This is a genomic window from Mycolicibacterium vaccae NBRC 14118 = CIP 105934 (assembly GCF_001552715.1).
In the GTDB taxonomy this organism is placed as follows: Bacteria; Actinomycetota; Actinomycetes; order Mycobacteriales; family Mycobacteriaceae; genus Mycobacterium; species Mycobacterium vaccae.
This window is the reverse complement of record NZ_BCRS01000035.1, coordinates 12,898-39,495: the sequence shown is the minus strand read 5'-3', so window position 1 is coordinate 39,495 and position 26,598 is coordinate 12,898. Positions and strand designations below refer to the sequence as shown.

Annotated in this window: 31 protein-coding genes and 1 pseudogene; 15 read left to right on the top strand and 17 right to left on the bottom strand. The window is 68.9% G+C overall.

The window, feature by feature from the left end; translation table 11 throughout:
- The first annotated feature begins 275 nt into the window (after nucleotides 1–275).
- Nucleotides 276–1,532: a cytochrome P450 gene (locus tag MVA01S_RS09570; protein WP_003932370.1), complete on the top strand. Its 1,257-nt coding sequence runs from the start codon at nucleotides 276–278 to the stop codon at nucleotides 1,530–1,532.
- Nucleotides 1,533–1,590: 58 nt separating this feature from the next.
- Here MVA01S_RS09570 and MVA01S_RS09565 read toward each other — a convergent pair whose 3' ends face one another.
- On the bottom strand, nucleotides 1,591–1,899 hold the full coding sequence (locus tag MVA01S_RS09565) for a hypothetical protein (protein ID WP_003932369.1): 309 nt from the start codon (nucleotides 1,897–1,899) through the stop codon (nucleotides 1,591–1,593).
- Between the two features lie 72 nt (nucleotides 1,900–1,971).
- Here MVA01S_RS09565 and MVA01S_RS09560 point away from each other — a divergent pair, with 72 nt between their 5' ends.
- From MVA01S_RS09560 to MVA01S_RS09555, 3 genes and pseudogenes are all read left to right on the top strand, one after another.
- Entirely contained in the window at nucleotides 1,972–2,784 is an 813-nt protein-coding gene (locus tag MVA01S_RS09560; RefSeq protein ID WP_081529141.1) for a helix-turn-helix transcriptional regulator, read from the top strand.
- 9 nt (nucleotides 2,785–2,793) lie between these two features.
- Nucleotides 2,794–2,913, top strand: a pseudogene (locus MVA01S_RS31940) (peroxidase-related enzyme); the annotation flags it as partial.
- A gap of 11 nt (nucleotides 2,914–2,924) precedes the next feature.
- Nucleotides 2,925–3,350, top strand: a complete 426-nt coding sequence (locus MVA01S_RS09555) for a lipoprotein LpqH (protein ID WP_110765663.1) — start codon at nucleotides 2,925–2,927, stop codon at nucleotides 3,348–3,350.
- Nucleotides 3,351–3,362: 12 nt separating this feature from the next.
- On the opposite strand, the gene MVA01S_RS09550 is transcribed toward MVA01S_RS09555, so the two are convergent.
- The 3 genes from MVA01S_RS09550 to MVA01S_RS09540 form a co-directional block, all read right to left on the bottom strand.
- Nucleotides 3,363–4,109: a L,D-transpeptidase gene (locus tag MVA01S_RS09550; protein ID WP_003932366.1), complete on the bottom strand. Its 747-nt coding sequence runs from the start codon at nucleotides 4,107–4,109 to the stop codon at nucleotides 3,363–3,365.
- A 116-nt stretch (nucleotides 4,110–4,225) separates the two neighbouring features.
- Nucleotides 4,226–4,849 carry a Pr6Pr family membrane protein gene (locus MVA01S_RS09545; protein WP_003932365.1) on the bottom strand — a complete coding sequence of 208 codons (624 nt, stop codon included), beginning with the start codon at nucleotides 4,847–4,849 and terminating at the stop codon, nucleotides 4,226–4,228.
- Nucleotides 4,850–4,866: 17 nt separating this feature from the next.
- The gene (locus MVA01S_RS09540) at nucleotides 4,867–5,820 is read right to left on the bottom strand and encodes a threonine ammonia-lyase (RefSeq protein ID WP_003932364.1); all 954 of its coding nucleotides are present in this window, start codon (nucleotides 5,818–5,820) and stop codon (nucleotides 4,867–4,869) included.
- A 50-nt stretch (nucleotides 5,821–5,870) separates the two neighbouring features.
- Here MVA01S_RS09540 and MVA01S_RS09535 point away from each other — a divergent pair, with 50 nt between their 5' ends.
- Together MVA01S_RS09535 and speB are read left to right on the top strand one after the other, a co-directional pair.
- Nucleotides 5,871–6,293, top strand: coding sequence for an acyl-CoA thioesterase (locus MVA01S_RS09535; RefSeq protein ID WP_040542531.1), 423 nt, complete (start codon nucleotides 5,871–5,873; stop codon nucleotides 6,291–6,293).
- A 17-nt stretch (nucleotides 6,294–6,310) separates the two neighbouring features.
- Nucleotides 6,311–7,375 carry an agmatinase gene (gene speB / locus MVA01S_RS09530; RefSeq protein ID WP_003932362.1) on the top strand — a complete coding sequence of 355 codons (1,065 nt, stop codon included), beginning with the start codon at nucleotides 6,311–6,313 and terminating at the stop codon, nucleotides 7,373–7,375.
- Here speB and MVA01S_RS09525 read toward each other — a convergent pair.
- Nucleotides 7,359–8,255, bottom strand: coding sequence for a cyclopropane mycolic acid synthase family methyltransferase (locus MVA01S_RS09525; protein WP_169801752.1), 897 nt, complete (start codon nucleotides 8,253–8,255; stop codon nucleotides 7,359–7,361). The two genes, speB and MVA01S_RS09525, sit on opposite strands and share 17 nt — an antisense overlap.
- Before the next feature lie 238 nt (nucleotides 8,256–8,493).
- Between MVA01S_RS09525 and MVA01S_RS09520 the strand changes: the two genes are divergently transcribed.
- Genes MVA01S_RS09520 through MVA01S_RS09510 form a run of 3 tightly spaced genes read left to right on the top strand, consistent with a single transcriptional unit; the run spans nucleotide 8,494 to nucleotide 10,483 of the window.
- Nucleotides 8,494–8,697, top strand: coding sequence for an Rv3202a family protein (locus MVA01S_RS09520; protein ID WP_003932360.1), 204 nt, complete (start codon nucleotides 8,494–8,496; stop codon nucleotides 8,695–8,697).
- Nucleotides 8,698–8,756: 59 nt separating this feature from the next.
- Nucleotides 8,757–9,170 carry a hypothetical protein gene (locus MVA01S_RS09515; RefSeq protein ID WP_040542527.1) on the top strand — a complete coding sequence of 138 codons (414 nt, stop codon included), beginning with the start codon at nucleotides 8,757–8,759 and terminating at the stop codon, nucleotides 9,168–9,170.
- 17 nt (nucleotides 9,171–9,187) lie between these two features.
- On the top strand, nucleotides 9,188–10,483 hold the full coding sequence (locus tag MVA01S_RS09510; RefSeq protein ID WP_060941582.1) for a cytochrome P450: 1,296 nt from the start codon (nucleotides 9,188–9,190) through the stop codon (nucleotides 10,481–10,483).
- On the opposite strand, the gene MVA01S_RS31935 is transcribed toward MVA01S_RS09510, so the two are convergent.
- The 3 genes from MVA01S_RS31935 to MVA01S_RS09495 form a co-directional block, all read right to left on the bottom strand.
- Nucleotides 10,480–11,028, bottom strand: a complete 549-nt coding sequence (locus MVA01S_RS31935) for a hypothetical protein (RefSeq protein WP_003932356.1) — start codon at nucleotides 11,026–11,028, stop codon at nucleotides 10,480–10,482. The genes MVA01S_RS09510 and MVA01S_RS31935 overlap by 4 nt on opposite strands.
- Nucleotides 11,029–11,153: 125 nt before the next feature.
- Entirely contained in the window at nucleotides 11,154–11,552 is a 399-nt protein-coding gene (locus tag MVA01S_RS09500; RefSeq protein WP_003932355.1) for a hypothetical protein, read from the bottom strand.
- Between the two features lie 31 nt (nucleotides 11,553–11,583).
- The gene (locus MVA01S_RS09495; RefSeq protein WP_003932354.1) at nucleotides 11,584–12,495 is read right to left on the bottom strand and encodes a dienelactone hydrolase family protein; all 912 of its coding nucleotides are present in this window, start codon (nucleotides 12,493–12,495) and stop codon (nucleotides 11,584–11,586) included.
- A gap of 110 nt (nucleotides 12,496–12,605) precedes the next feature.
- Here MVA01S_RS09495 and MVA01S_RS09490 point away from each other — a divergent pair, with 110 nt between their 5' ends.
- The 3 genes from MVA01S_RS09490 to MVA01S_RS09480 are packed head-to-tail and all read left to right on the top strand — an operon-like array spanning nucleotide 12,606 to nucleotide 16,621.
- Nucleotides 12,606–14,387 (top strand): N-acyl-D-amino-acid deacylase family protein, encoded by a 1,782-nt coding sequence (locus MVA01S_RS09490; protein WP_003932353.1) that lies wholly within the window; start codon nucleotides 12,606–12,608, stop codon nucleotides 14,385–14,387.
- Entirely contained in the window at nucleotides 14,377–14,847 is a 471-nt protein-coding gene (locus tag MVA01S_RS09485; RefSeq protein ID WP_003932352.1) for a nuclear transport factor 2 family protein, read from the top strand. The genes MVA01S_RS09490 and MVA01S_RS09485 overlap by 11 nt, the downstream gene beginning before the upstream one ends.
- A 10-nt stretch (nucleotides 14,848–14,857) precedes the next feature.
- Nucleotides 14,858–16,621, top strand: coding sequence for an N-acyl-D-amino-acid deacylase family protein (locus tag MVA01S_RS09480; protein WP_003932351.1), 1,764 nt, complete (start codon nucleotides 14,858–14,860; stop codon nucleotides 16,619–16,621).
- Nucleotides 16,622–16,696: 75 nt separating this feature from the next.
- Here MVA01S_RS09480 and MVA01S_RS09475 read toward each other — a convergent pair whose 3' ends face one another.
- From MVA01S_RS09475 to bfr, 5 genes are all read right to left on the bottom strand, one after another.
- A complete protein-coding gene (locus MVA01S_RS09475) occupies nucleotides 16,697–17,182 on the bottom strand; it encodes an SRPBCC family protein (RefSeq protein ID WP_003932350.1) in 486 nt (161 codons plus the stop codon).
- 2 nt (nucleotides 17,183–17,184) lie between these two features.
- Nucleotides 17,185–17,541, bottom strand: coding sequence for an ArsR/SmtB family transcription factor (locus MVA01S_RS09470; protein ID WP_040542525.1), 357 nt, complete (start codon nucleotides 17,539–17,541; stop codon nucleotides 17,185–17,187).
- Between the two features lie 55 nt (nucleotides 17,542–17,596).
- On the bottom strand, nucleotides 17,597–18,079 hold the full coding sequence (locus MVA01S_RS09465; RefSeq protein ID WP_003932348.1) for a carboxymuconolactone decarboxylase family protein: 483 nt from the start codon (nucleotides 18,077–18,079) through the stop codon (nucleotides 17,597–17,599).
- A 33-nt stretch (nucleotides 18,080–18,112) separates the two neighbouring features.
- On the bottom strand, nucleotides 18,113–20,170 hold the full coding sequence (locus MVA01S_RS09460; RefSeq protein ID WP_003932347.1) for an MDR family MFS transporter: 2,058 nt from the start codon (nucleotides 20,168–20,170) through the stop codon (nucleotides 18,113–18,115).
- Between the two features lie 107 nt (nucleotides 20,171–20,277).
- Nucleotides 20,278–20,757, bottom strand: coding sequence for a bacterioferritin (bfr, locus tag MVA01S_RS09455; RefSeq protein WP_003932346.1), 480 nt, complete (start codon nucleotides 20,755–20,757; stop codon nucleotides 20,278–20,280).
- A 240-nt stretch (nucleotides 20,758–20,997) separates the two neighbouring features.
- Between bfr and MVA01S_RS09450 the strand changes: the two genes are divergently transcribed.
- Nucleotides 20,998–21,630: a hypothetical protein gene (locus MVA01S_RS09450; protein WP_003932345.1), complete on the top strand. Its 633-nt coding sequence runs from the start codon at nucleotides 20,998–21,000 to the stop codon at nucleotides 21,628–21,630.
- Nucleotides 21,631–21,638: 8 nt separating this feature from the next.
- Nucleotides 21,639–21,827 (top strand): (2Fe-2S)-binding protein, encoded by a 189-nt coding sequence (locus tag MVA01S_RS09445; RefSeq protein WP_003932344.1) that lies wholly within the window; start codon nucleotides 21,639–21,641, stop codon nucleotides 21,825–21,827.
- 2 nt (nucleotides 21,828–21,829) lie between these two features.
- Here the strand turns inward: MVA01S_RS09445 and MVA01S_RS09440 are convergent, their stop codons facing one another.
- On the bottom strand, nucleotides 21,830–22,588 hold the full coding sequence (locus MVA01S_RS09440) for an enoyl-CoA hydratase/isomerase family protein (protein WP_003932343.1): 759 nt from the start codon (nucleotides 22,586–22,588) through the stop codon (nucleotides 21,830–21,832).
- Complete coding sequence (locus tag MVA01S_RS09435; protein ID WP_174538883.1) at nucleotides 22,585–23,304, bottom strand: EthD domain-containing protein; 720 nt, start codon at nucleotides 23,302–23,304, stop codon at nucleotides 22,585–22,587. Before MVA01S_RS09435 ends, MVA01S_RS09440 begins: the two co-directional genes overlap by 4 nt.
- A 31-nt stretch (nucleotides 23,305–23,335) precedes the next feature.
- Between MVA01S_RS09435 and MVA01S_RS09430 the strand changes: the two genes are divergently transcribed.
- A complete protein-coding gene (locus tag MVA01S_RS09430) occupies nucleotides 23,336–25,345 on the top strand; it encodes an FUSC family protein (RefSeq protein WP_003932341.1) in 2,010 nt (669 codons plus the stop codon).
- Here the strand turns inward: MVA01S_RS09430 and MVA01S_RS09425 are convergent.
- Nucleotides 25,317–25,943: a PaaI family thioesterase gene (locus MVA01S_RS09425; protein ID WP_003932340.1), complete on the bottom strand. Its 627-nt coding sequence runs from the start codon at nucleotides 25,941–25,943 to the stop codon at nucleotides 25,317–25,319. The two genes, MVA01S_RS09430 and MVA01S_RS09425, sit on opposite strands and share 29 nt — an antisense overlap.
- Nucleotides 25,944–25,974: 31 nt before the next feature.
- Nucleotides 25,975–26,538: a TetR/AcrR family transcriptional regulator gene (locus tag MVA01S_RS09420; RefSeq protein WP_003932339.1), complete on the bottom strand. Its 564-nt coding sequence runs from the start codon at nucleotides 26,536–26,538 to the stop codon at nucleotides 25,975–25,977.
- Between the last annotated feature and the right edge of the window lie 60 nt (nucleotides 26,539–26,598).

The window sequence follows — 26,598 nt, the reverse complement described above, 5'->3', positions numbered from 1 at the left end:
CGGGCACCGGTTGCGGCGCAGCCGGGTCGGCGGCGGCCGACGGCGCGCCGGCGAGCAGAGCGGCGAACGCTGCCGCCCCGATGATGGACGCGGTCCTTGCGCGGAAACCGAACTTCACGTGGCACCCTCCCGGTTTCTTCATGGTCACAGGATCCATCCGCCTTCGCAGCGGATTCGTTACAGCCACCGCCGCATTTCTTCGCCCATCTGCGCTCGCCGGGACGCTGCCGTGGTGTAGCAATGGCATACGGCCATCGACGTCTAGGAGCCAACGTATGGCGACTCCCACGCTCCCCACCGGATTCGACTTCACCGACCCGGACCTCAACTGCGAACGTCTGCCGGTGGCAGAACTCGCCGAGTTGCGCAGATGCGCCCCGATCTGGTGGAACGAACAGCCCGACGGCGTCGGAGGATTCGGCGACGGCGGCTTCTGGGTCGTCACCAGACACCACGACGTCAAAGAGATCTCCAAGCGCAGCGACGTGTTCTCCAGCCAGGTCAAGACCGCGCTGCCGCGTTACCCGGAGGGGTCCACCGGCGAGCAGATCGAGACCGGGAGCCTCGTGCTGCTCAACATGGACGCGCCACGCCACACCCACCTGCGCAAGATCATCTCCCGTGGATTCACCCCCCGCGCGGTCGAGCGACTGCGCGACGACCTCAACGAACGCGCACAGAACATCGCCAAGAGCGCGGCCGCGGCCGGCGCCGGCGACTTCGTCGAACAGGTCTCCTGCGAGCTGCCGCTACAGGCCATCGCCGGGCTGCTGGGGGTGCCGATCGAGGACCGCAGGAAGCTCTTCGACTGGTCCAACCAGATGGTCAGCGATGACGATCCGGAGTTCGCCCACCACGACAATCGCAATGCCGCAACCGAACTCATCATGTATGCGATGCAGTTGGCGGCGCTGCGTGCCGAGCAGCCGGGCGAGGACATCGTCACCAAACTGATCGAGGCCGACGTCGACGGGCACAAGCTCTCCGACGACGAATTCGGGTTCTTCATGGTGCTTCTCGCCGTTGCGGGCAACGAGACCACCAGGAACTCGATCACCCACGGGATGATCGCGTTCACCGAGCACCCCGACCAGTGGCAGTTGTTCAAACGCGACCGTCCGCTCACCGCGGTCGACGAGATCGTGCGGTGGGCCACCCCTGTCACGTCGTTCCAGCGCACCGCGCTGCAGGACTACGAACTCTCCGGTGTGCCCATCAAGAAGGGCCAGCGCGTCGTCATGTCGTACCGGTCGGCCAACTTCGACGAGGACGTGTTCGAAAACCCGTTCACGTTCGACATCCTGCGTGATCCCAATCCGCACGTCGGTTTCGGCGGCACCGGTGCGCACTACTGCATCGGCGCCAACCTGGCCCGGATGACGATCGAGCTGATGTTCAACGCGATCGCCGACCACCTGCCCGACCTCGCCTCGGCGGGGACTCCGGACCGGCTCCGGTCCGGTTGGCTCAACGGCATCAAGCACTGGCCGGTCGACTACTCGGGTGGGTCGGGCTGCCCGGTGGCGCACTAGACCGCGACCGGACGTGGCACCGCCACCTGGTCGGCCGGCACGCTGCGGCAGCAGTTGCTCACCTCGTGAGGCTCGGGTAGTCCAGCAATGAGCGCCAGTAGTCCTCCGGAATCTCGGTGTCCGAGCGCAGCACGAGCGCGAGCCCGGTGGCCATCGCGATCCCGAGCAGGCCGAGCCACAGCCCGGCCAGGGCGATGAACACCCACAGCGCCGTGGTCAACGCCGGCCATGGGGACACCAGCGCCAGCACCGGTGCGAAAAAGAAACCGGTACCGATGTACCAGGACGACCCGGCCCGGTCACAGATCAGCACGCAGCGCAACCATCGCGGGACCGGGACACCGGGATCCGGTTGGGGTCTCGACATGTCGTCACCTTCCTCGTCCGCCTGTCCCCACCGTGCGCCGACGAGGTAACGACCGCAATTACCTGCGAGGTAATGGCTCGGCGCCGGTGCGCGGGCCAGACTGGGAGCGTGACCACCGTCGATCAGCCACCGGCCACGATCGGAGCGCTGCTGCGCGACTGGCGACGCCGGCGCAGGCTCAGCCAACTCGACCTCGCCCTGGCCGCCGAGGTGTCCGCCCGCCACGTCAGCTTCATCGAGACGGGACGATCCAGCCCGAGCAAGGCGATGGTGCTGCGGCTCGCCGCGGCTCTCGGTGTGCCGCAACGGGAACAGAACCGGCTGTTCGTCGCCGCGGGACTGGCGCCGGTGTACGCCGAACGGCCGCTGGACGCTCCGGAGATGGCCGCGGTGCGCGACGGTGTGCACAAGGTGCTGGCGGCCTACGACCCGTACCCGTGCGTAGTGGTCGACCGCGGATGGTCGATCCTGCAGACCAACTCCGGGGCCGGGGTGCTGCTCGACGGCGTGGCCCCGCACCTGCTGGAGCGGCCCAATGCGCTGCGCATCGCGCTGCACCCCGACGGGCTGGCGCCGCGGATCCGCAACCTCGCTCAGTGGCGAACCCACCTGCTCGAGCGGCTACGGCGAGAGGCCGGCAGCACCGGCCACGCCGATCTCGGCCGACTGCTGGCCGAGATCGAGTGCTACCCCGGAGGTTTCGACGACTCCCCTGATCTCGGTGGCGTCGCGGTGCCGCTGGAGTTGGCGACCGCCGACGGCGGTGTGCTGCGATTCCTGAGCATGGTCACCACCTTCGGCACCGCGCTGGACCTGACCGCGGCGGAGCTGAGCATCGAGGCGTTCCTTCCCGCCGACGACGCCACCGCCGCCGCGTTGCGGTGACACGCGCAAGAGTTCGCCTCCATCGCGGCGTTCATCGGCGCCACCAACCGCATCGGGATCGTGCAGTCGGTGCCGCCCAATCCCGAATACACCGGCATTCCGGGCGGGCGGGGGCACACGAGCGAATAGAGTCGGGCGCCATGGTGACTCGACACTTCATGGCCGCCGTCGTCGGCGGCGTCGCGGTATTCGGCGTGGCCGGCTGCTCCACCCCCGAGCCCGCGCTCGGCGGCACCACCGCGACGGTCACGATCGACGGCAACGACACCGGCGGCACGCACGCCGTCCGGTGCCGCCAGACCGGCTGGTCCTGGTACATCGAGACACCCGGCAAGGGAAACGGCTTCACCGCGGTGCTCTCGACCGACGGACCCGTCACCGCGCAGTCGGTCGACTTCCGGGACGTCGGCGGCTTCACCGGTTCGTTCTGGGACGACAACATCGGCGAGGCCGAAGTGACCGGCGACAACGGCCACTACACCATCACCGGCAAAGCCGACGGCTCGTTCGGTGAGAAGCCCGGCGACGCCGTCACCGCGGATTTCCGGATCGAGACGAACTGCTGATCCGCCCGCGGCTCAAGCCTGCACGATGATCGGGTCGCCCACGCTCACCGTGTCGAAGTACCAGGCCGCGTTGTCCGGGCTGAGGTTGATGCAGCCGTGGCTGACGTTCGAGTATCCCTGCGAACCCACCGACCACGGTGCGGAGTGCACGTACACCCCGCCCCACGTCACCCGCACGCCGTACTCGCCCTTGATCAGGTAACCCTCGGGATCGTCGAGCGGGATGCCGATGGTGCGGGAATCGAACGTGACGTTGCGTTCCTTGCCCAGCGCGGTGAACTGGCCGGTCGGCGTCGGGAACTTCGGCTTGCCCATCGACGCCGGCATCTGCCGGGCGACCTCGCCGTCGATGCTCACGGTGAACGTGTGATCGCCGATGTCGGCCACGCTGACGACCGATGACCCGGTCTGGAAGCCGGTGGAGAAACCACCGACCGAGACGTCGATCGGGGTGTGGGCGGGAAAGAACTCGGCCGGTGTCCACTGCAGGACACGGTCGTCGAGCCAGGTGAAGGATCCGCTCGTCGGCGCGGGGGCGCCGGCGGGGACGACGGCGACCGACCGCTCGGCAGCGGTCCGGTTCGGCACGTCGCCGGTGAACGTGACGGTGACGGGATGAGCGACGCCGACGGTCTGGCCGGGGGCCGGTGACACGTCGGCCACCTGGGCCCCGGGCGCGGACCCGGCGCCCCCCGTCGGTACCGGGCCGATCAGCGCGAATGCTGCGAGCAGCGACGCGCATCCGAGTGTGGTCAGCATTTGCTGCAGACGAGGTCTCAGCACGTCGCCATCCTAGTTGCTCTTGCCGGAGAGCAGCGCCGGCACAGCCGCCACCTGCCCTTTCCCGGGTTATCGGTTCGCTGCGCCGTCGCGTTTCATGCACGCACGGTCGACGCACCGCGGCGCAGCGCCAGCAGCATGTACCCGAGCGCCAACACACATGCCGACAGGGCGGCGACGTTCATCGCCACCCCGGTGGCGCCGACGATGTCGGGGTCGAGGAAGTAGTAGGGCGCCCGGCGGCCGGCGTGATTGAGCACCAGCAGCGCCAGCGCCAGATACGCCGCCGGGTAGATCAGCCAGGCCACCGGCTGCCACCACGGCACCGGTGGAGCCGGGACCACGCCGCGCCCGACCGCCAGCCAGTCGCACAACGCGAGTGCGGGCACCACGACGTGCAACAGGATGTTGGCCGGGGTGTATCCCATGCTGTGCCCGGTCAGGAACAGGTTCCAGATCACGCCCGCCATCACCACGTAAAGCACCACCGCGCCCCGCAGCCCGATCCTGGCGTCGGCGCGCGGCGACGCCAGGGTCCACAGGTAGTACCCGGCGGCCAACAGGTTGGCCTGGTAGGTGAAGGTGATCAGGCGCCAGCCCACGCCCCGGCTGGAGGTCAGTTCGACCAGCAGCAGTGCGGCCAGCACGCATCCGATGATCGCCAGCCGCAGACCGGTGCGCAGCGCAGACGGCGCCGACGGTGCGACCGGAACGTTCACGCCCGCCAGGGTATGCGCTACCCCGGCGTGCGCTCGGCCAGGATCTGCGCCAGCATCCCGGGTTCCACGTTGCCGCCCGACAGGATCACCACGGTGGGGCCGGGCGGCGTGCTGGCCTGCCGGTAGGCCGCCAGCGCCACGGCACCGCTCGGTTCGGCGACCAGATGCGCGCGATACAGGAGTTCGCGCACCGCGGCACGGATCTCGTCCTCCGAGACGGTGAGCACGCTGTCGAGGACCCGCTGCAGGTGGGCGAAGGTCAGTGCCGAGGGCTGCGACCGTAGACCGTCGGCGATGGTGCGGTTGCGGTCCTCGATCGACCAGTCGACCCGGTGGCCGACGCGCAACGCCTCGGCGGTGTCGGCGGCGAGCTCCGGCTCGACACCGAAGACTGCGGCGTCGGGGCACAGCGCGGAGATCGCGGTGCCGATGCCCGAGGCCAGTCCCCCGCCGCTGACCGGAACCAGCACGGTCCGCACCGAGGGCAGGTCCTCGGCGATCTCCAGCCCGATGGTGCCCTGACCGGCGATCACGTCGGGATGGTCGAACGGCGGGATCATCGCCCCGCCGGTGTCGCGCAGCACCTGCTCGGCGACCGCCTCGCGCCGGCCCGCCGCGCACAGCACCACCCGCGCGCCGAGGTCGCGGGTGGCCTGCACCTTGACCGCCGGGGTCTCCTCCGGCATCACGATGTGCGCCCGCAAGCCGAAGGCCGCCGCGGCGTAGGCCACCGCCTGGGCGTGATTGCCGCTCGAATAGGCCACCACGTCGGTGACATCGTCTTTGACCGCGGCCACGGCATTGAACGCCCCGCGCACCTTGAACGCGCCAATGGGCTGCAGGCTCTCCGGCTTGATCCACAGCGGGCGGTCCGGATCGCCCCAACGGGCGGCCAGCAGCGGGGTGCGCACCACGTGGGGCCGGATCCGGTCGGCCGCCGCCCGGACATCGTCGATCGTCACCAGTTTCACGGATCCAAGTCTGGTCCATGCCGAACGCGGCGCTGTCTAGGGTGGGGCCGGTGACGGAGTTCTCGCTGGCGGTGACGCCTCGGTACGCCGAAGTGGATCAGCAGGGGGTGGTGTTCAACGGCCATTACCTGACGTGGTTCGACGAGGCCTGCACCGGGCTGCTCGAGTCGCTCGGGGTGTCGTATCCGGAGCTGATCACCGACGGCTGCGACTTCCAGGTGGTGCACGCCGAAATCGACTTCGCCTCACCGGTGCGCTGGCGCGACCGGGTGCGGGTCACGGCGCAGTGCACCCGCATCGGCACCACGAGCTTCACTCTCGGTTTCACGGTGCTGGCAAGCACCGGCGGCAGCGACGAACGCGTCGCGGTGCGCGGGCACAACGTGTACGTGGTGGTGTCGACCGGCGACTGGGGCAAGCGGGCGGTCCCCGACAAACTGCGTTCGGCGTTGAGCCCTCAGGGGCCCGGCTGACCGGTACCGTCATCCGGATGGGGCACGAGCACGGACCTCACCGCGAGCTCCCGCCGGGCATGGCCGAACAGCTGGATCTGGCGCACGCGGGGATGACGTCCTTCGGCCAGCGGCCGTTCCTCACCGAGGTCGGCCAACTCGATTCGTGGCGACCCGACGTGGCGATCGTCGGGGCGCCGTTCGACATCGCAACCACCAACCGACCAGGGGCCCGCTTCGGGCCGCGCGCCATCCGGGCCACCGCCTACGAGCCCGGCACCTATCACATGGATCTGGGGCTGGAGATCTTCGACTGGCTCGAGGTCGTCGACTTCGGCGACGCCTACTGCCCGCACGGTCAGACCGAGGTGTCCCACCGCAACATCCGGGACCGCGTGCACGCGGTGGCCGAGCGGGGCATCGTGCCGGTGATTCTCGGCGGCGATCACTCGATCACCTGGCCCGCGGCGACGGCAGTGGCCGACGTCCACGGCTACGGCAACGTCGGCATCGTGCACTTCGACGCGCACGCCGACACCGCCGACGAGATCGAGGGCAATCTGGCCAGTCACGGCACGCCGATGCGACGGCTGATCGAGTCCGGCGCGGTCCCCGGATCACACTTCGTCCAGGTCGGCCTGCGCGGCTACTGGCCCCCGAAGGACACCTTCGAGTGGATGCTCGAGCAGCAGATGACCTGGCACACGATGCAGGAGATCTGGGAGCGGGGCTTTCAGGCGGTGATGGCCGACGCGGTGAGCGAGGCACTGGCCAAAGCCGAGAAACTCTACGTCTCGGTCGACATCGACGTGCTCGACCCGGCGCACGCCCCCGGCACCGGGACCCCCGAGCCGGGCGGCATCACGAGTGCCGACCTGTTGCGGATGGTGCGGCAGCTGTGCCACCGCCACGACGTCGTCGGGGTGGACGTGGTCGAGGTGGCGCCCGCCTACGACCACGCCGAACTCACCGTCAACGCGGCGCACCGCGTGGTGTTCGAGGCGTTGGCCGGGATGGCGGCCAGGCGGCGCGACGCGGCCGGCGGTGAGGTAGGCCAGCCGGCCCGGTCCTACCGGGACCGGGGCGTCACTTCGTCAGAGTGAACTGGCAGACATCGGTGTAACCGTCGCGGAACAGGTCGGCGCAGCCGGTCAGATACTTCATGTACCGGTCGTACACCTCTTGCGACTGGATGGCGATGGCCTGATCCCGGTTCTTCTCCAGCGCGGCGGACCACAGGTCGAGCGTGCGCGCGTAATGCAGTCGCAGTGGCTGGACCAACTTCACGTCGAAGCCCGCCTTGGTCGCGTGGGTCTTGACCGTGCCCGGCTGGGGCAGATCACCGCCGGGGAAGATCTCGTCCATGATGAATTTGAAAAAGCGGATCTTGGTCATCGTGACCGGCAGGTTGCGCGCCCTGAACTCCTCGTCGTCGGGCTTGACGATGGTGTGCAGCATCATCACGCCGTCGGCGGGCAGTGCCTGATAGGCCATCTCGAAGAACTCGTCGTAGCGGTCGCGACCGAAGTGCTCGAACGCGCCGATCGACACGATCCGGTCGACGGGCTCGTGGAACTGCTCCCAACCCTGCAGCAGCACGCTCTTGCTGCGCGGGCTCTGGTGCGCGTCGAGCCGCTTCTGCACGTACGCCTGCTGGTTGCGGCTCAGCGTCAGCCCGACCACGTTGACGTCGTACTTGTCGATCGCGCGCAGCAAGGTCGCACCCCAGCCGCAGCCGACGTCGAGCAACGTCATGCCCGGCTCCAGGCCGAGCTTGCCGAGCGACAAGTCGATCTTGGCAAGCTGCGCTTCTTCCAGCGTCATGTCGTCACGCTCAAAGTAGGCGCAGCTGTAGGTCTGGGTCGGGTCGAGGAACAGACGGTAGAACTCGTCCGACAGGTCGTAGTGCGACTGGACGTCCTCGAAGTGCGGCTGCAGGTCCGAAGAGCCGCTCTGGTTTTCAGGCAAGGTAGGAGCTCTCATAGATTTGGGGAATCTGGTCGGGGGGCGCGGCCCCGCCGTTTTCGAGGACCTGTCCCGTTCACGCAGTTACGGAAGCCTACCGCACAGCAACGAGATCACGGCAGCAGACCAGGTTCCGGTCCCGGGAGTGAGTCAGACGCGCCGGAGTGGGTACCCGGTGCGGGTCCGGCCGAGACCGGCCCGATCGCGCCTATGGTGGAACGACACGTCCTGACCCCGACTCCCGGAGAGATCACCGATGACGACCCCCGACCGCAGCCCCCTCGGAGACGCCCCTGAGGCCGACGTGGTCGAACAGTCGACCCCGGTCGCCGACGGCGACGAGGAGAGCTGGGCCGACGTTGCGCAGATCGGCGAGGACCGCGGCTGGCAGGCCAGCGAGGCCGACCTGATCGAGCAGGCCATCCCGGTGCCCGAGGACGAGTCCGAGTTCGACCGCTGACGTTGCGCTGACGTTTTGCTCCGAGGTTGCCGAGCCCCGTGGGCGGGTATGTCGGCTCGGTGGACGACGATTCTGAGCCGACCGATGCGACCGACGAGACGGTCGACGCCGTCGGCAAGGTCACCGAGGCGCTGGAATACGTCGAGCGGGCCCGCGGGCATCTGTACTCCTTCCACCAGTTGATCGGTCATGCGGATCTGGTGCTCGGTGAGGCCTGTGAAGCGCTGCGCGCCGCAGGACACGACGCGGTGGCCGAGCGGCTGGAAACCGACATGGTGGGCCGCAACGTGCTGAACGGACGGTGGACGTTCCAGGTCGTGGAGGAGTTCGACGACGCCTACTGGTCACGGTTCCGCGAGCACGAGTCCCGCGTCCGCGACGAGCTGGTCGGCGGGGCGCCGCACCTGCACGAGGCGCGGATGAAAGAGGACCGGCGCACGCATGGCCGAAAGGGTCATGAACGACGGCCCTGAAGCTACCCTTGGGCCGTATGGCCCCGGGCGCAGACCACGCAACCGTCACCCGGTCGAACGGGACCGCGCCGCCGGAGGTGCCGCTGGCCGACGTCGACCTGGGGTCCTGGGATTTCTGGGGTCGCGACGACGACTACCGCGACGGCGCGTTCGCGACGCTGCGCCGCGAGGCGCCGGTCTCCTTCCACTCGGCCTACGTCGTCGACGCCGGATCCCCGGTAGCGGGGCACTGGGCGCTGACCCGCTACGAGGACGTGTTCTTCGCCAGCAGGCATCCCGAGATCTTCAGCTCCGCGCTGGGGATCACCATCGGCGACCAGACACCTGAGCTCGCCGAGTATTTCGGGTCGATGATCGCGATGGACGACCCGCGGCACACCCGGCTGCGCAACATCGTGCGCAGCGCGTTCACCCCACGGGTACTGGCGATGATCGAGGATTCGGTGCGTCAGCGCGCTCGCAGCCTCGTCGGTGACATGGTGGCCGCCCACCCCGACGGCCGCGGCGAGATCGTCGCCGAACTGGCCGGCCCGCTGCCGCTGCAGATTATCTGCGACATGATGGGCATCCCGGAGCACGACCACCAGAAGGTCTTCCACTGGACCAACGTGATCCTCGGGTTCGGCGACCCCGACATCGCCACCGACTTCGACGAATTCGTCGGCGTGGCAATGGATATCGGCGCGTATGCGACCGCCCTCGCCGAGGACCGCCGGGCCCGCCCCGGCGACGATCTGACCACCAGTCTGGTGCGGGCCGAACTCGACGGTGAGCGGCTGACCTCGGCCGAGGTGGCGTCGTTCTTCATCCTGCTCGTCGTGGCGGGTAACGAGACCACGCGCAACGCGATCAGCCACGGGGTGCTCGCGCTGAGCCGCTACCCCGACCAGCGTGAGCGCTGGTGGACCGACTACGCCGCCATGGCGCCCACCGCCGTCGAGGAGATCGTCCGATGGGCCTCCCCCGTCGCCTACATGCGCCGCACCGCCACCCGTGATGTCGAGGTAGGCGGGGTGAAAATTGCTGCAGGCGACAAGGTTTCGCTGTGGTACGGGTCAGCCAACCGGGACGAGGCGAAGTTCGACGACCCGTGGTCGTTCGACGTCGGACGCCACCCCAATCCGCACGTGGGCTTCGGTGGCGGCGGCGCGCACTTCTGCCTCGGGGCCAACCTGGCCCGCCGCGAGATCACCGTCGCGTTCGAGGAGCTGCACCGGCAGGTGCCCGATATCCGGGCCGTCGCGGAGCCCGACCGTCTGCACTCGGCCTTCATCCACGGGATCAAGCGCCTGCCGGTGGCCTGGGACGGTTAGCGGCTGCGGACGTCCGGGCGCACCTGCTGGGGGTCACCGTCGTGCAGGCCGGCACTGCGGTCGCGGTCGGTGACCGCGTGCTTGCCGCCGCCGATCCCGTCTTGGTCGTTCCTGATGCCGTCGTTCCTGATGCCGTCGTTCCTGATGCCGTCGTTCTTGATGTCGTTTTTGATGTCGTCGCTCTTGGTGTTCGAGCTGCTGCGGGGATCCAGTTTGTCGGCGTGCTCGCGTCGAGCGTCGATGTGTTCCTGCGAGTGGCTCAGCGCATCGCGGCGGCTCGCAGCCGTGTCGGCCAGACGTGCGGCCTCGGCGGCCTTGGCGTCCGCCTCGGCCTGCGCGGCGCGGGCCTTGGCCTCGGTCTCCTCCACGATCGAGGCCTGCCGCTGCACGCGCTTGCTGTCCTGGTGGACCTCCTGGCGGATGCGGTCGGCCTCCTCGGCGCGGCGGCGGTTGCGGGTACGGCGCGCCAGGACGACCACCACCCCGACGACGATGAGCGCGATGACGGCGGCAATCACGATCCACACGACATTGTTGGTGTCCATGCCCGGCTCCTAAGAGTCACAGGGGCAGTCACGTTGACGGCCCCGTTGATTGGCCGGATGCCCGGGTCGCGGACGAGCTAAACCGTGAGGCCGTCAGAGTTCGGTCATAAAACCGCCACGGCGGGTCAGAGCGTGGCGGTGCGCGGACCGCTTTCCTGGCAGTACTTCTGCGGCGGATTGCCCTTCGTCGCGCACCCGCGCCCGGTCGCGATGTAGGTGGACCCCGGCCGGTAGGGCTGGAAGAACACCTGTGCGGGAACGATGCCGGGGCCCTGGGCGCACAGGCCAGGCCCACCGTCTCCCTGCATCTGCAGGCACGCCGTCGTCGAGTACGTGGTCGCGCCGTCGCAGCCGCGAGTGGTGACGGTGGCGGTGACCATGTCGGTGCCGGAGACGTTGACCACGGTTGGCGCGCTGAGTTCGTAGTCGCACGCGGCGGGCGGAGCGGGTTGCGCGGCAGCGACGGCTGTCGTCGATCCCAGCAACGAGGCGGTGGCGGCCAGCACGGCGAACGTCCGGAACATCCCTGGATCGTAGGGCACCACGTGGCGCCCGCTACCCGACGTGGGTCTCCAGCCAGGCCAGGGTGCGCGACCAGGCATCGGCTGCCGCAGCGGGGTCGTAGCGGTCGCCGGTGTCGTTGAAGAACGCGTGGTTGGCGCCGGGTTCGGTGACCAGTTCGTGCACCAACCCGGCTTTCTGCAGGGCGGCCTCGGCGACCGGCTCGGTGGCGTTGACCCGCTGGTCGAGTGCGCCGTAGAAGCCGAGTACCGCGACGTTCCGCGACCCGGCGAAGTCGGGGTTGTCGGGGGTGGGTCCGTAGAACGGGAATGCCGCAGCCAGTTCCGGTGCTCCGGCGGCCAGCAACCGCCACACCAGTCCGCCTCCCATGCAGAAGCCGATCGCGGCGATCTTGCGCCCCGGAGCACGGCGGGCGACCTCGGCGATGCCCGACCGCAGATCGGCGACCATGTCCTCCGGTGCCAGGTTGCCCAGCGCCGCGGTGGCCTCGGCCGGGTCGGCGAACCGCGCGGTACCGCCCTGCTCGGACAGCAGGTCGATGGCCAGGCTGGAGTAGCCGGCCCCGGCGAGGCGGCCCGCCACCGAACGTACCCAGTCGTTGAGTCCCTTGTTCTCGTGGATCACCAGGATCGCGCCGCGGGCGTCGGGGGCATGGGCCCACGCGCCCTGCAGGTCGCCCCGGGGGCCGGCCCATGTCACCGGCACGGTGGGCAGTGCCCGGTCCATACCCGGCGGTGGTGCGGTCGCGGACGCGTCGTCGTCGGCCGGGGCCTCGCTGGTCGGGCTCTCCTGCTTGCTCTGTCCGCATGCCGCGATCAGCGCGGTGGCGGCGGCGGTGCCGACGCCCAGCAACGCCAGTCGGCGCAGCGCCTCGCGGCGCGACATCAGCCCGTCGACGTGGTCGGTCGCGATCTCCTCGGCGATGTAGCGCTGCAACGGCGTCACAGGCACCGATTATGCGCTTGCGGCCAGCTCACCGGCGCTGAGTAGACACACACCGAATTCTGTTCACCGATTTCGTTGACACCCGTCGGGCGGCGCTGTTCGATGGGCCTGTGACCTACGACACGATCATCCGCGGCGGCCGCTGGTTCGACGGCACCGGTGCGCCGTCCGCGGTGCGGACCCTCGGCCTCCGGGACGGGCACATCGCCGCGATCAGCGACGGCGACCTCGACGAGACCGGGTGCCCGCAGGTGATCGACGCCGCGGGCAAGTGGGTGCTGCCCGGCATGCTCGACATCCACACCCACTACGACATCGAGGTGCTCGGCGGACCGTCGCTGGCGGAGTCGCTGCGGCACGGAGTGACCACGGTGATGCTCGGCTCGTGCTCGCTGTCGACGGTCTACGTCGACGGGGTCGACGCAGGCGACATCTTCGGCCGCGTCGAGGCCATCCCCCGCGAACACGTGATCGCCGCGGTGGAGCAGCACAAGAACTGGTCCAGCGGTGAGGAGTACATCGCGGCGCTGGAGGCCCGCCCGCTCGGCCCCAACGTCGCAGCGTTCCTCGGGCACTCCGACATGCGCGCGGCCACCATGGGCCTGGACCGAGCCACCCGCGCCGATGTGCGGCCGACCGCAGGCGAGCAGGCCCGGATGGAGCAGATGCTCACCGAGGCGCTGCGCGCCGGATTCGTCGGACTGTCCTCGCAGCAACTGCTTTTCGACAAACTCGACGGCGACGTGTGTCGTTCGCGCACGCTGCCCTCGACCTACGCCAAGCCGCGCGAACTGCGCCGGCTCAAGTCACTGCTGCGCCGGTCCGGTCGGGTCCTGCAGTCCGGCCCCGACATCGAGAACCCGTTCAATGTGGGCTCGCAGGTGTTCCAGTCGCTGGGCGTGTTGCGTAGCCCACTCAAGACCAGTCTGCTCTCGGCCGCCGACATCAAGTCCAACCCGGCCGCCGTGAAACTGTTGGGACCGCTTGCGCGCCTGGTGAACCGGCTCGGTGGCGACTTCCACTGGCAGCATCTGCCGGTGCCGTTCGAGGTGTATGCCGACGGCATCGACCTGGTGATCTTCGAAGAGTTCGGCGCCGGTGCGGCCGCACTGCACCTGGCCGACGAGATCGAGCGCAACGAGTTGCTCAGGGACGAAGCCTACCGGCGCCGCTTCCGCAAGGACTACGACGCGAAGTTCGGCATGCGGGTGTGGCACCGCGACTTCTTCGACGCCGAGATCGTGTCCTGCCCTGACGAATCGGTGATCGGCCAGTCGTTCGGTGAAGTGGGCCGGGCCCGCGGCCTGCATCCGGTGGATGCGTTCCTGGACTTGGTGCTCGCGCACGGCAAGGAGCTGCGCTGGCGCACCACGATCTCCAATCACCGGCCCGAGGTGCTGCGAAAACTCGCCGCCGACAGCGGCATTCAGATGGGCTTCTCGGACGCCGGAGCACACCTGCGCAACATGGCGTTCTACAACATGGGCCTACGCCTGCTGCGTCACGTGCACGACGCGGCCCGGGCCGGGCGGCCGTTCATGACCGTCGAGCAGGCCGTCCACCGACTCACCGGTGAGCTCGCCGACTGGTACCGCCTCGACGCCGGTCACCTGCGGCTAGGCGACCGCGCCGACGTGGTGATCGTCGACCCCGAACGCCTCGACGGCACGCTGGACCGCTACGCCGAAGCGCCGGTGCAGCAGTACGGCGGGCTGTCACGGATGGTGAACCGCAACGACGACACCGTCTCGGCCGTGTTCGTCGGCGGCCGGGCCGTGTTCCTCGACGGCGAACTCACCGCGGTGGTCGGCGCAGAACGCACCGGGCGCTTCCTGCGCGCCGCCCACAAAGCGCCTGCGGTCCGGGACGGAGTGCCCGCCCATGCCGGTTGACCAGCTCGCAGGCACCGACCAGGTCAAGCCCCTCGTGCACGGGATGTGGGAGACGCTCTCGGCGCGCGACTGGGACACGCTCAAGACGTTCCTGGCCCCCGAGTGCATCTACCTCGACGTGCCGGTCGGCCCGGCCGCAGCGGCCCGCGGGCCGGAGGACATCGTGAAACGGCTCAAGATCGGCATCGAGCCGCTGGCCGGCTACCGGAACTTCCCGGGCCTGATGGTCAGCGACGGTGCCGACGTCATGTACGAACACAGCGAGCAATGGCATTGGGCCACAGGAGAATCTGCGCTGCTGAACTTCGTCACCGTACACCGGGTGGAGGGCGGGCGGATCACGCTGTGGAAGGACTACTGGGACATGAGCGCACTGGCAGACCACGCACCGCCGACCTGGTTGGCCGACTTCGCCGACGCGGACATGTCGTGGGTCTTCGACGCGACCGGACTGGTGTGAGGGGCAAACGATGCTGGATCTGAAGATCACCGGCGGCACGGTCGTCGACGGAACCGGCGCCGACCGCTTCCGGGCGGACATCGGCGTCAAGGACGGGCGAATCGTCGAGGTGCGCCGCCGCGACGGCGACGACCAGGGATTGCAGACCGAGGCGGCGCACGAGATCGACGCGACGGGACGCATCGTCGCGCCCGGGTTCGTCGACGTGCACACCCACTACGACGGGCAGGTCAGCTGGGACGAGACTCTGGAACCGTCCAGCATGCACGGCGTCACCACCGTGGTCAGCGGCAACTGCGGCGTCGGGTTCGCCCCGGTGCGGCCCGGACGCGAGCAGTGGCTGATCGAGCTGATGGAAGGTGTCGAGGACATCCCGGGCTCCGCGCTGGCCGAAGGCATCACCTGGCAGTGGGAGAGCTTCCCCGAGTACCTGGACGCCATCGAGAAGCGCAGTCTGGCCGTCGACTACGGCACTCAGATCGCCCACGGCGCGGTCCGCGGTTACGCGATGGGTGAGCGCGGCGCCAACAACGAGGAGGCGACCGGCGAGGACATCGCCGCGATGGCGCGGATCGTCCGGGAGGCGGTCGAGGCGGGTGCGCTGGGTTTCTCGACCTCCCGCACCGAGGCGCACCGCGCCGTCGACGGGCAGGCCGTCCCCGGGACCTACGCCGCCGAGGCCGAACTGTTCGGACTGGGTCGCGCGATGGCCGCCGGCGGCCGGGCGGTGTTCGAGGTGGCCCCGCAGGGGACCGCGGGTGAAAGTCCGGCCGAGGCGTGCATGCGTGAGATGGAATGGATGGCAAAGCTTTCCGACGACATCGACCGGCCGGTGTCGTTCACGTTGATCCAGGCCTCGCATTCACCGGACCTGTGGCGTCAACAGCTCGACCGGGCCGAGAAGGCCCATGAGAACGGTGTCGAGTTGTACGCACAGTTCGCCGCCCGCCCGTTCGGTATGTTGCTGGGTTTTCCCGGCTACCACGCCTTCACCCACCGGCCCACCTTCCGCGCGGTCTCGGCGGGATCGACCCGCGACGAACTTGCGGGCCGGCTGGCCGATCCCGCGGTCAAGGCGGCGATCCTCGCCGAGGAGGATCTGGCTCCGACGCCGGGTGCACTGCTCGACGGCCTGTTCGCGCTGGCGCAGTACAGCACCGAGCGTATCTACGCCATCGGCGATCCTCCGGACTACGAACCGACGCCTGACAAGACGGTGGCGGCGATCGCGGCGGCCCGCGGTCAGAGTCCGCTGGAGACGATGTACGACCTGATGCTGGAGGCCGATGCCGGCGCCATGCTGATGCTGCCGTTCTTCAACTATGCCGAGGGTGACCACCGCGCGATCTACGAGATGATGCAGAGCCCCGCCGCGGTGTCCGGCCTGTCGGACGGTGGCGCGCACTGCGGTCTGATCTGCGACGCCTCCTACCCCACCTTCCTGCTGACACACTGGGCCAGAGACCGGCACCGCGGCCCGAAGTTCTCGCTGGAGTACGTGGTGCGAAAGCAGACCCTGGAAACCGCAACACTTTTCGGTCTGTCCGACCGCGGGGTGATCGCCACCGGCAAGCGGGCCGACCTCAACGTCATCGACATGGACGCGCTGCGCCTGGACGTACCCCGCATGGCCTACGACCTGCCTGCCGGCGGCCGCCGCCTGATCCAGGGTGCCTCGGGCTACGACGCGACGGTGGTCAACGGCGTGGTGACCCGGCGCCACGGCGTGGACACCGGCGCCCGACCGGGCCGGCTGCTGCGCGGCGTGCGCTGACCTGCCCGCCGAAATCGCATTCCACGCGGTGAATTCGCGCAACTGGGCGCGTGGAATGCGGTTTCGCGGGAGTGGTCAGCCGGCGAGCAGGCCGTCGATCTGGTTGATCGCCGACGAGGCGCCCTCGATCACGCCCATGTCGAGAACCTTCTGCAGGGCCTCGACGGACTCGTAGATGCTGACGAAGGTCGAGCGGGTGCCGCCGTCGTGCTCGGCGAACGTGAAGATGTTCTTGGACACCGGCATCTCCGGGTCCGGGTTGAAGTCCAGGTCGGCAAACCCGTCGTCGAACTCGAATCCGTTCGGTTCGTCGACGGCGGTCACCTGCCAGTACCCGGCGTACTTCTCCCCGTCCGGTCCGGTCATGAAGTAGGTCACGCGGCCGCCGGGGCGCAGCTCGTGGTCCACCACGGTCGCCGGGAATTCCGGTGGCCCCCAGATCTTCTCAAGCTGGCGGGGGTCGGCGTAGATCTGCCACACCCGGGCTAGCGGAGCCGCGAAATCGGCGACGATGGTGAGCGTCCGGGTCTCAAGATCCTGATACACGTCGGTCACTGGCATGGTCATTCCTCCTGATCGGGTTCCTGCTCGGGGGGATCGGCGGCGATCAGCTCGTCGATGCGGGCCACCCGACCGCGCCAGATCTGCTCCAGTTCGGTCAGCAGGGCCGCCACCGAACGCACCGCCGTCACGTCACCGCTGGCCAGCTGCTCGCGGCCGTGGCGCCGCTTGGTGATCAGACCGGCCCGGTCCAGTACGGCGACGTGCTTCTGTACCGCGGCGAAGCTCATGTCGTAGTTCGCCGCCAGCGCGGAGACCGAGTGCTCACCTGCGAGCACCCGGCGCATGATGTCCCGCCGGGTGCGATCGGCGAGGGCGTGGAACAGTGCATCCGCCCGGTCCTCGTCCTGCACGATCACCCCCACAACATACAACCGAATGGTTGTATGTTGTCAAGGGGTTGGCGCAGAATGCCTACAGCGTCAGCTTGCAGGCCTGGCCGATGTCGAGGGTGCGCAGCATGCGGCCCATACCCACCCACATCGCGCACGAGATGGCCAGGTCGGTGAGCAGTTCGTCGTCGAAATGCTCGGCGGCGCGCTGCCAGAACTCCTCGTCGTCGCGCAGTTCGGTGTGCCCGGTGGCGAACCGGTGGGCGAACTCCATTGCGACGCGCTCCTGGTCGCTGTAGCCCGGCCAGGTCCGCCACTGCGTGGCGTAGTCGTAGAACTCCTCGTCGATACCGTTGGCCTCGCCCTCGGCATCCCGGGTGTTCTGGCACACCACGCACTCGTTGGCGTAGGCGATGACGATCCGCGCGGCTTCCCGCACCCGCATGGGCAGCCGGTTCTTGGTGTAGACGGCGTTGGCCAATTGGGCCATCGCGGTGCCAAGTTCGGGTGACTTCACCGCGAACGCGGTCACGTCGTCGTCAGCGAAATCTCCGATTCGGCTCATGGGCCGAAGCGTAGCCGCGTCCCGATCACCGTGTCAGCGTGTCGCGGAAGCGAGTTGGGTCCGGTCGTCGTCCCAGTCGCGCTGCACCAGCAGCCGCTGGGCGATCTTCTCCAGCGCGGCCTCGACCTCGGCCCGGTCCGGGCGGCCCTCGAAACCCGGTGAGCTCTCCAGCTTGGCGACGATCCGGCTGACCAGCGCCGCGGATGTCGCATCGACCTGACGCGCGCCGGACTGGGTCAACCACAGCTGGTCTCCCGTCCGCAGCGCGTGCCCGCACTCGACGAGCCGGTCGAAGGTCGGCTCGAGCACTTCCGGGGGTACGCGCAGGCGTTCGGCCATTTCGCTGAGCCGCGCCGACCCGAATACCTGGCTCTGCCGGTAGATCTGGATCAGCGCCCACAGCAGCGCCACGTCGGATTCGCAGCCGCGGGTGCCCGCGATGCTGCGCAGCCGGATCTCCGGTGACTGGCGCACCAACCGGCTCACCGCCGTCTCGAGCATCTCCTCGGGGGTGTCGGCGGTGGGCATCCCGAAGCCCTCCCCCATGTCCCGGGCCGCGGCGGCCTCGATCTCCTGCAACGGCACCTGTTTGAGCATCAGTGCGACGACGAAGCCGATCGCGGCGACCGGGGCCGCACACAGGAAGACCAGGCCCAGCGAGTCCGCGTACGCCGTGACGATCGGGGCGGCGACCTCGGGCGGCAGCTGATGCAGCACCTGCGGGGATTCGGCCGCCTGGGGTGGGGCCCCGCCGGCGGCCAGCGCCGTGGCGATGCGCACGTGCAGGAAGTTGGCGAACAGCGAGCCGAAGATCGCGGCCCCGAACGAGCTTCCGATGGTGCGGAAGAACGTCACCCCCGAGGTGGCGACCCCGAGGTCGGAGAACTTCACCGTGCTCTGCACGACGAGGATCAGCACCTGCATGCACATGCCGATGCCGATGCCCAGTACGAACAGGTAGGCGCTCTGCTGCAGCAGCGGGGTGCTCGCATCCATCTGCGAGAGCAGCACGAAGCCCAGGACCATCACCGCGGTGCCGGTCACCGGGAAGATCTTGTAGCGGCCGGTGCGGCTGACCAGCACGCCGCTGCCCATCGAGGTCAGCAGCAGCCCGCCGACCATCGGCAGGGTGCGCAGTCCCGACTCGGTCGCCGAGACGCCGTCGACGAACTGCATGAACGTCGGCAGGAACGTCAGCGCACCGAGCATCGCGAAGCCGACGATGAACGACAGGATGCAGCACACGGTGAACACGGGGCTGGCGAACAACCGGATGGGCAGGATCGGTTCGGCGGCGCGCAGCTCCACCCGTACGAAGAGGGCCAGGGCGATCACCGAGCCGACGAAGAGCCCGATGATCGTCGGCGAGGACCAGGCGTAGGTGCCGCCGCCCCAGCTCGTGGCCAGCGTGAGACCGGAGGCGCCGACCCCGATCAGCGCGATGCCGGCGAAGTCGATGACCGGTTTCCCGCGCCTGCTCAGGGCCGGAATCGTGGTCAGCGCGACGACGAGCACCACGATCCCGATCGGCACGTTGATCCAGAACGCCCAGCGCCAGCTCAGGTGGTCGGTGAAGTATCCGCCGAGCAGCGGCCCGATCACGGTCGTCACACCGAACACCGCGCCGAGCGCGCCCTGGTAGCGCCCGCGGTCACGCAGCGGGATCACCTCACCGATCAACGCCGCCGAGGTGACCATCAGCGCCCCGCCGCCGATGCCCTGCAGGGCCCGGGAGGCCACGAGCATCTCCATCGACGAGGAGATCCCGCACATCACCGAACCGGCCAGGAAGAACAGGACGGCCACGGCGAAGATGACCTTGCGGCCGAACATGTCGCCGAGCTTGCCGACGATCGCGGTGACGATGGTCGAGGCCAGCAGGTAGCTGGTGACCACCCAGGATTGGTGGCCCGCGCCGCCGAGGTCGGCGACCACGGTCGGCAGGGCCGTCGCGACGATCGTCTGGTCCAGGGCGGCGAGCAGCATGCCGAGCATCACCGCCACGAAGATGATGTTGCGGCGCTGCGGACTGACCGGGGTCGGTTCTGCCGGCTCGGTGGTCTCGGGATGTGCTGCAGGGGACGCTGTCATACCTGCCTTCCTGTGACACGTAGCTCCGCTCACCTCATCGTTAGATGAGCTATGGGAGTTACGTCATTCAGGCGGCTGGCATTCCCGCGGACGTGAAACCCGAACCCCTACTGCGGCGGGCGGGACACGCACTGGGCCAGGTAGAGCTCGTCGCCGAGCTTGGTCATCAGCTCCAACTGGGTTTCCAGGTAGTCGATGTGCAGTTCCTCGTCGGCCAGGATCTTCTCCAGCAGGGTCGCCGACGTCGCGTCGCCCTTCTCCCGGCACATCATGATGCCCGGCTTGAGTCGCGCCACCACCTCGTACTCGATCGCCAGATCGGCCTCGAACTGCTCCCGCACGGTCTGGCCGACCCGCAGGGAGAACAGCCGCTGGTAGTTCGGCAATCCGTCGAGAATGAGAATGCGATCGGTGATGTGCTCGGCGTGAACCATTTCTTCGAATGATTCTTTCCGAGTGTGCTCGGCCAATTCGGTGAATCCCCAATTGTCCTGCATCTTGGAATGCAGGAAATATTGGTTGATCGCCGTCAATTCGCTCGTTAATTGCTCGTTGAGCAATTTGAGGACCTCGGGATCGCCTTGCATGATCGGCTCCTAAACGCCTGGCGGGCTGATTGCGTGCGCTATCTGCACGGGCTATGTGCGAGCCCTTTCAATGTAGTCCATTCAACCCGTCGAAAGAACGCCAATATGCCTGCGGGGGGCGTGTTGTCGCGAAGTTCCGTCCGACAGCGCCCCAGTTCAGCCGTCAACTCTGGACTGGCTAGGCTAAGTAAGGTTAGACTGCGCTAACTGTTTCTGTCCGACCGTAGGTAAGGGTAACCAATGGGTGAGTACGATCTGCACTCATTCATTCTTGCCTGCGATTTCCGGGTGGACGACATCGACCGCATGTGGGAATGGCTCCAGCGACACCGCGAATCGCTTTCCGCGATCGGCGCCCATCATGTCGTGGTCTACGAATCCATTTGGGAACCCCGGCGGGTGTTCGCCACAATCGGTATCCGCAATGCGCATTCGATGCGGGACGTGCTGAGCTCGCCCGCGCTGTTCGAATGGTTCGACATTTCCGGCGCCGACGACATTCCGCCGGTGTTCGGGGGCGAGGTGGTCGAGAAGATCGACCTCGACGGGGTCAGCGCCGAGGGTCATGTCGGACGGGTCGTCGTCGGCGTGATGTCCTCGGTGGCCGATGTCGCCGAACTGATGGTCAAGATCCACGACGGGCTGGAGCGCTTCAGGAAGGGCGGGGTCCGCAAGATCTGGGTCTACCGCGCCCTGGACGACGGACACGAAGTGCTGATCCTGCAGGAGATCGCCGACGAGGCGAGCGCCCGGCAGTGGATCGAGCATCCCGACGCCGCGGCCGAGTGGATGACCAACGCAGGCATGGGCCCCTATCCCACCCGGTTCGTGGGCCGCTTCGCGCATCTGATGAGCGTCGGCGAGCAGGGTTAGGGGCCACGATGTTCGTCTGTCTGTGCACCGGCGCCACGAGTCACGTGGTCAACGAGGTGGTGGCCAACGGTGCCCGGACGTCGAAGGACATCGCCGAGGCGTGCGGAGCGGGAGGCGACTGCGGGCGGTGCCGGCGCACGCTGCGGGCCATCATCGAAGCGCACTACCACTGCCGGCCCGAGAGCGTCGCGCACTAGCGTCAGGACTTGCGCCCAGCGGTGAACTCCGCGAGCGCCGCGGCGTTGGCGACCCCGCCGAGCAACTCCTGGAAGTGCGCGTTCTCCCGTTCGGTCGCGGCCGCGATCCCGTCGCGATACGGGGCCACGATCGTCTTCTTGACCGCGATCAGACTCGGGATCGACCGGGCGGCAAGCACTTCGGCGTGCCTGCGGGCCTCGGCCAGGAGATCCTCGGGTTCACAGACCTTCCACGCGATCCCCATGCGCTGGGCCTCGGCGGCGTCGACCCACTCCGAGGAGAGCAGCAGCCATGCCGCGTTCTGCCGACCGATCAACTGCGGCAACAGGTATGACGAGGCGGCCTCCGGTGCGACGCCCAGGCTGGTGAACGGGCACTTCAGCCTCGCGGTCGTCGACATGAACACCAGGTCGGCGTACCCGAGGATCGTCGTGCCGATACCCAGGCCGACGCCGTTGACCGCGCAGATCAGCGGTTTGGGCAGCTCGGTGAGCGCGTCGATCATCGTGGTGAAGTGGCTGCCCTCGTTGGTCAGCGAACCGTCGGCGATGCCGGCCTGCATCTCCTTGAGATCGTTGCCCGCGCTGAACGCCCGCCCGGCGCCGGTGAGCAGCACCACCGCGACGTCGGGATCCTCTGCGGCCTCGCGCAGCGCGGTGGCGACGGCCAGGTAGAGCTCCTGGTTGAACGCGTTGAGCGCCTCGGGCCGGTTCAGAACCAGGGTCCGGACCCGGTTCTCGTCGCTGATCTGCAGAGTCACGCCGGCAGCCTATCCGGACCGGCGAACGGATCACGCCATACGTAGCGACTCGTCGGTACCGTGTCGATGTTCTGGTCGGCGCCGAACGCCTTGGTGCTGGCCACCATCCGGGACATCCGGTCGCCGAGCTCGGCGTCGTCGGCGGCGCCGAAGAACGCGTGCAGATCCGAGGTCGCCTCGATCGGGAACAGTTCCTCGACGATCCCGTCGACCGCAGGCGCATCCTCGGTCAAGGCCCGCACCACGGTGTTCTGCGTGTAGCCGAACGTCGACTGGGTGTCGATGGCGACCCTGGTGTGGTCGTGGTGCCAACGGCGCAACCACGTCGCCTCGGTCAGGCCGGCCGGCCGGCGCAGCAGCGCGATGTTGGCGAAACCCGGTGTGCGCGCCCCTGGTTCGGTGGTAGGCGCCTTGAGGGGCACCGACTCGGTGACCAGGTAGGCGGCGATCTGTGCGCAGTGCTCGCTCAACAGCTCTGTCGCAGTGCGGATCTGGTCTCCGTAGTATTGCTCGGTCCAGAGGGTGACGAACGCCAGCACCGGCGGATCCAGCGTGGTCAGGGTCATCAGCGAGTCCCGCACAGGGGCGTCGCGGACATGAACGGTCAGTCCCGGCACGCCCGTGTCCAGCAGTGCCTCGGCGACTTCGGTGCGAAGCCGGGCGCACCAGGCGTCGTCGCCGGGTGCGCCACGCAGGGCGATCATGACTTTCTCCACCCGGCGAACATAGCCGGGTCAGAATGGACTGGTGACCAAGGGCCTGGTGCTGCGAACGGCGATGCCGGACCTCGCCGCGGTGCTGCGCAGTCTGCTCTGCGTCGCGGTGGTGGCCGCGCTGGCGGTGTTGTGGGGGCCGCCGGGATCGGTCACCGCGGCCGTCGGCGCCGCGGCCGTCGCCTGCGTGACCGCCCTGCAGGACCGTCCGCGCGGGCGGGTCACGGTGCTGCTTCTGGTCTCGGGGCTGACGACGACGGCGGTGCTGCTGGGCACGGCGGCGTCCGGGTTCTCCCCCGCCTTTCTGGTCGTCGCGGCCGCCTGGTGTTTCGGTGCGTCGATGCTGTGGTCGCTGGGCGCCAATGCGGGGCTGATCGGGGCCTCGTCGGCCGCGCTCCTGGTCGCGGTTCCGCCCGTCGTGTCGGGGCCGGGCGCGGTGCTCGGCACGGCGCTCCTGGCTCTCGTCGGCGGGCTTCTGCAGATCTGGGTCATCTCGTTGTGGCCGCCGCTGCGCTGGCGCCGGCAGCGCGACGCGCTCGTCGGCGCCTACCGGGCGCTGGCCGCCGACGCCCGCCGGATCGGTGGCGGATCCGCTGACGGGGACCGGGCGGTGGACGCCGAACCGCTGACCGCGTTGCGTGATGCGTTCACCGCCAACGGCCGTCAGCGCCGCCCGGTGTCCTATCGCGGGTGGTATGCGCTGCCCGAGCGGATCGCCGCGCTGCTGACCGAGGTGTCGGCGATGCCCGACAGGTCGCAGGCGCTGGCGCTGGCTCTCGATGAGGCTGCGGACACGCTGGCCGCGGTCGCCGACACCGGCAGGTCGGGGCGGGTGCGCGCCGACGTGGCCATCGGCCGCTTCGACAGCGTCGCGGCGGCTGTCGGTGGCGACGAGGAGCCGGTGGTGCAACGGCTCTCGGCGCTGCTGCACGAGGCGGTGGCGATGCGGCTCGGCGACTTCGTACCGTCGGCCCCGGACGCGGTGCGGGTGCGCCGCCCCGAGTTGCGCACCTCGGTGGGGTCGGTCCGCGACGCCGTCCGCGGCCACCTCGAACGAGACTCTCCGGTGCTGCGGCATGCGGTGCGGTTGTCCGTCGTCGTCGCGCTGGGCTGTGCGATCGACCGTTACGCCGGCGGGACGTACGGCGTCTGGATCCCGTTGGCCGCGCTGCTGGTGCTGCGTCCGGAGACCGCGCACACCTATACCCGTTGCGCAGGCAGGCTGGCCGGCGCACTGGTCGGGATCGCCGCGGCGTCCACGGTCCTGGTGATCCTGAGCCCCGGGGCCGGGGGCTCGGCCGCGCTCGCCGTGGTGGCGGTCGGCATCGCCTGCGTCATGTCCGGGTCCGGATATGTCGCGATGGCGGCGGGCCTGGCGGCCACCGCGGTGTTCCTCGTCGACGGCGGCCGGCCCGACGTGCCCGCCGCACTCGGCGACCCGCTGCTGGCCACCCTGATCGGCGGCGCCCTGGCCTTGGTGGCCCACGTGGTGCTGCCCGACGACGCGATGACCCGGTTGGCGCAACGGGCGGGCGAGCTGCTCAAGACCGAACTCGACTACGCCGCCACGGTCATCAAGGCCTACGTGCACGACGTCGGGCATCCGCGGGAGTCGATGACGACGGCCTGGCAGCGGGCGTTCCGCGCGCGGGCGGCGTTCGAGGCGACGTCCGGGGCGATGCGGATGGAATCGCGCGAACTGCGGCACTGGCTGCGGTCCTACCGCACCGCGCTGAACACCGTCACCAGCTCGTGCGCCACGCTCGAAGACCACCTGCCGGCCCACCCGGTGACCGACGACCGCGACTTCGCGGTCGCCGTCGACGAATACGTCCAAGCGCTGTGCGGGGATCCGCCGACGGCCGGGTCGCCGTGGACGGTGGATGCCACGGAACTGGCCGCCGCCGAGCGACGGCTGCGGGATGCGGTGCCGGGCCAGGGGTCCCACACGGGCCTGGCCCGGGTGCTGGTCGCCGAAATCGGCGCGATCACCCGCGCGGTGTCCTCGATCAGCGTCAGCCCCGTGCCCACTTCGGTTCGATGAACACCGCCTCGGCCTCGACCGTCACACCGGTGGCGTCGGCGATGTGCCCGACCGCGTAGGTCTTGAAACCGTCGGTGTGGGTGATCCGCGCTTCGCAGCGCAGCCGGCCCAGCGGTGTCAGCCGCCGGTAGCGCACGGTGATGGTGCCGGTCAGCCGGTGCGCACCCGGCTTGCTGGCCGCATCGCCGAGGACGTGGTCGAGGATCATGGCCGACACCCCGCCGTGCACGTGCCCCGGCGGTCCCTCGAACGCGGCGCCGAGGTGGAAGTCGCTGCGCACCGAACCGTCCGGGTCCCGGCGGATGACCACCGGCGGTGCGCTGGGATTGCGGATGCCGATCACCGCGTTCCCCCACGGCATGGGGACGCCGTCGGCGCCGTACTGGATCCCGAAGGAACCGTCCCGCTGGGCGGCGCGCAATCGTGCGGTGGCCGCGTCGATCTCGGCTCTGGCCATCGCGACGGTGTCGCCGTCGGCCTCGGTGCGGATCGCTGCGTCGACCAGTTCGCGCACCGACTCGGTCAGGGGTTCGTAGACGGCCCGTAGCCGTTCGACGTCGGCGGCGCTGAGGCCGTCGACCCGGGTGTAGTCCAGCACCCCTCGACTAGAACATGTTTCAGGTTGCGGGTCACGCCGGGGGTGGCCCGGTGAGCAGATCGCGGATGACTGGCCGCGCCCACCGGATGAGCTCCTCGTGGCCCAGCGAACGTGCCGCCGGTGCCTCGAGGACGTAGCGGGTGGTCGCCATCCCGAGCACCAGCGAGCCGATGAGCACGGCCCGGGGTGCGGGATTGTCGGGCGCGACGGCGGCCAGCGTCGGGGCGACCTGTGTCGCGAACACGCCGCGCATGGTCTCGGCCGCGACGGGGCTCGTCGCCGCGGCGCGTAGCAATGCGACGAAGGTGGTGTCGCGCTCCCAGACCGCGAAGAACCGCTCCATCAGCGCATCGGCCATCGCGACGGGCTCCAGCCCGCGCAGGTCGGGCAGGTGCAGCTGGAACTCCGCGGCCGCGGCGAACAACTGCTGCTTGGTGCCGAAGTACCGGATGATCATCGCGGGATCGACGCCGACGTCGGCCGCGACGGCGCGCAGCGTGGTCCGTTCGTAGCCGTCGGCGCCGAAGCGACGGCGCGCTGCGGCCAGGATGTCCGCCCGGGTGCTCTCGGCGTTGCGCGCGCGTGTCTGTGCCATCGGAAGAGCATAAGTCACCAACCGTTGACAAATATCTGCCGCGGCCTAAGGTTCAAGTCA

Bases quoted from the DNA above. Each gene is read 5' to 3' on its own strand.
- MVA01S_RS09570 (WP_003932370.1), top strand. From the start codon at position 276: ATGGCGACTCCCACGCTCCCCACCGGATTCGACTTCACCGACCCGGAC.
- MVA01S_RS09565 (WP_003932369.1), bottom strand. From the start codon at position 1,899: ATGTCGAGACCCCAACCGGATCCCGGTGTCCCGGTCCCGCGATGGTTG.
- MVA01S_RS09560 (WP_081529141.1), top strand. From the start codon at position 1,972: ATGGCTCGGCGCCGGTGCGCGGGCCAGACTGGGAGCGTGACCACCGTC.
- MVA01S_RS09555 (WP_110765663.1), top strand. From the start codon at position 2,925: ATGGTGACTCGACACTTCATGGCCGCCGTCGTCGGCGGCGTCGCGGTA.
- MVA01S_RS09550 (WP_003932366.1), bottom strand. From the start codon at position 4,109: ATGCTGACCACACTCGGATGCGCGTCGCTGCTCGCAGCATTCGCGCTG.
- speB (WP_003932362.1), top strand. From the start codon at position 6,311: ATGGGGCACGAGCACGGACCTCACCGCGAGCTCCCGCCGGGCATGGCC.
- MVA01S_RS09525 (WP_169801752.1), bottom strand. From the start codon at position 8,255: ATGAGAGCTCCTACCTTGCCTGAAAACCAGAGCGGCTCTTCGGACCTG.
- MVA01S_RS09520 (WP_003932360.1), top strand. From the start codon at position 8,494: ATGACGACCCCCGACCGCAGCCCCCTCGGAGACGCCCCTGAGGCCGAC.
- MVA01S_RS09510 (WP_060941582.1), top strand. From the start codon at position 9,188: ATGGCCCCGGGCGCAGACCACGCAACCGTCACCCGGTCGAACGGGACC.
- MVA01S_RS31935 (WP_003932356.1), bottom strand. From the start codon at position 11,028: ATGGACACCAACAATGTCGTGTGGATCGTGATTGCCGCCGTCATCGCG.
- MVA01S_RS09500 (WP_003932355.1), bottom strand. From the start codon at position 11,552: ATGTTCCGGACGTTCGCCGTGCTGGCCGCCACCGCCTCGTTGCTGGGA.
- MVA01S_RS09485 (WP_003932352.1), top strand. From the start codon at position 14,377: ATGCCGGTTGACCAGCTCGCAGGCACCGACCAGGTCAAGCCCCTCGTG.
- MVA01S_RS09480 (WP_003932351.1), top strand. From the start codon at position 14,858: ATGCTGGATCTGAAGATCACCGGCGGCACGGTCGTCGACGGAACCGGC.
- MVA01S_RS09475 (WP_003932350.1), bottom strand. From the start codon at position 17,182: ATGCCAGTGACCGACGTGTATCAGGATCTTGAGACCCGGACGCTCACC.
- MVA01S_RS09465 (WP_003932348.1), bottom strand. From the start codon at position 18,079: ATGAGCCGAATCGGAGATTTCGCTGACGACGACGTGACCGCGTTCGCG.
- MVA01S_RS09460 (WP_003932347.1), bottom strand. From the start codon at position 20,170: ATGACAGCGTCCCCTGCAGCACATCCCGAGACCACCGAGCCGGCAGAA.
- bfr (WP_003932346.1), bottom strand. From the start codon at position 20,757: ATGCAAGGCGATCCCGAGGTCCTCAAATTGCTCAACGAGCAATTAACG.
- MVA01S_RS09450 (WP_003932345.1), top strand. From the start codon at position 20,998: ATGGGTGAGTACGATCTGCACTCATTCATTCTTGCCTGCGATTTCCGG.
- MVA01S_RS09445 (WP_003932344.1), top strand. From the start codon at position 21,639: ATGTTCGTCTGTCTGTGCACCGGCGCCACGAGTCACGTGGTCAACGAG.
- MVA01S_RS09420 (WP_003932339.1), bottom strand. From the start codon at position 26,538: ATGGCACAGACACGCGCGCGCAACGCCGAGAGCACCCGGGCGGACATC.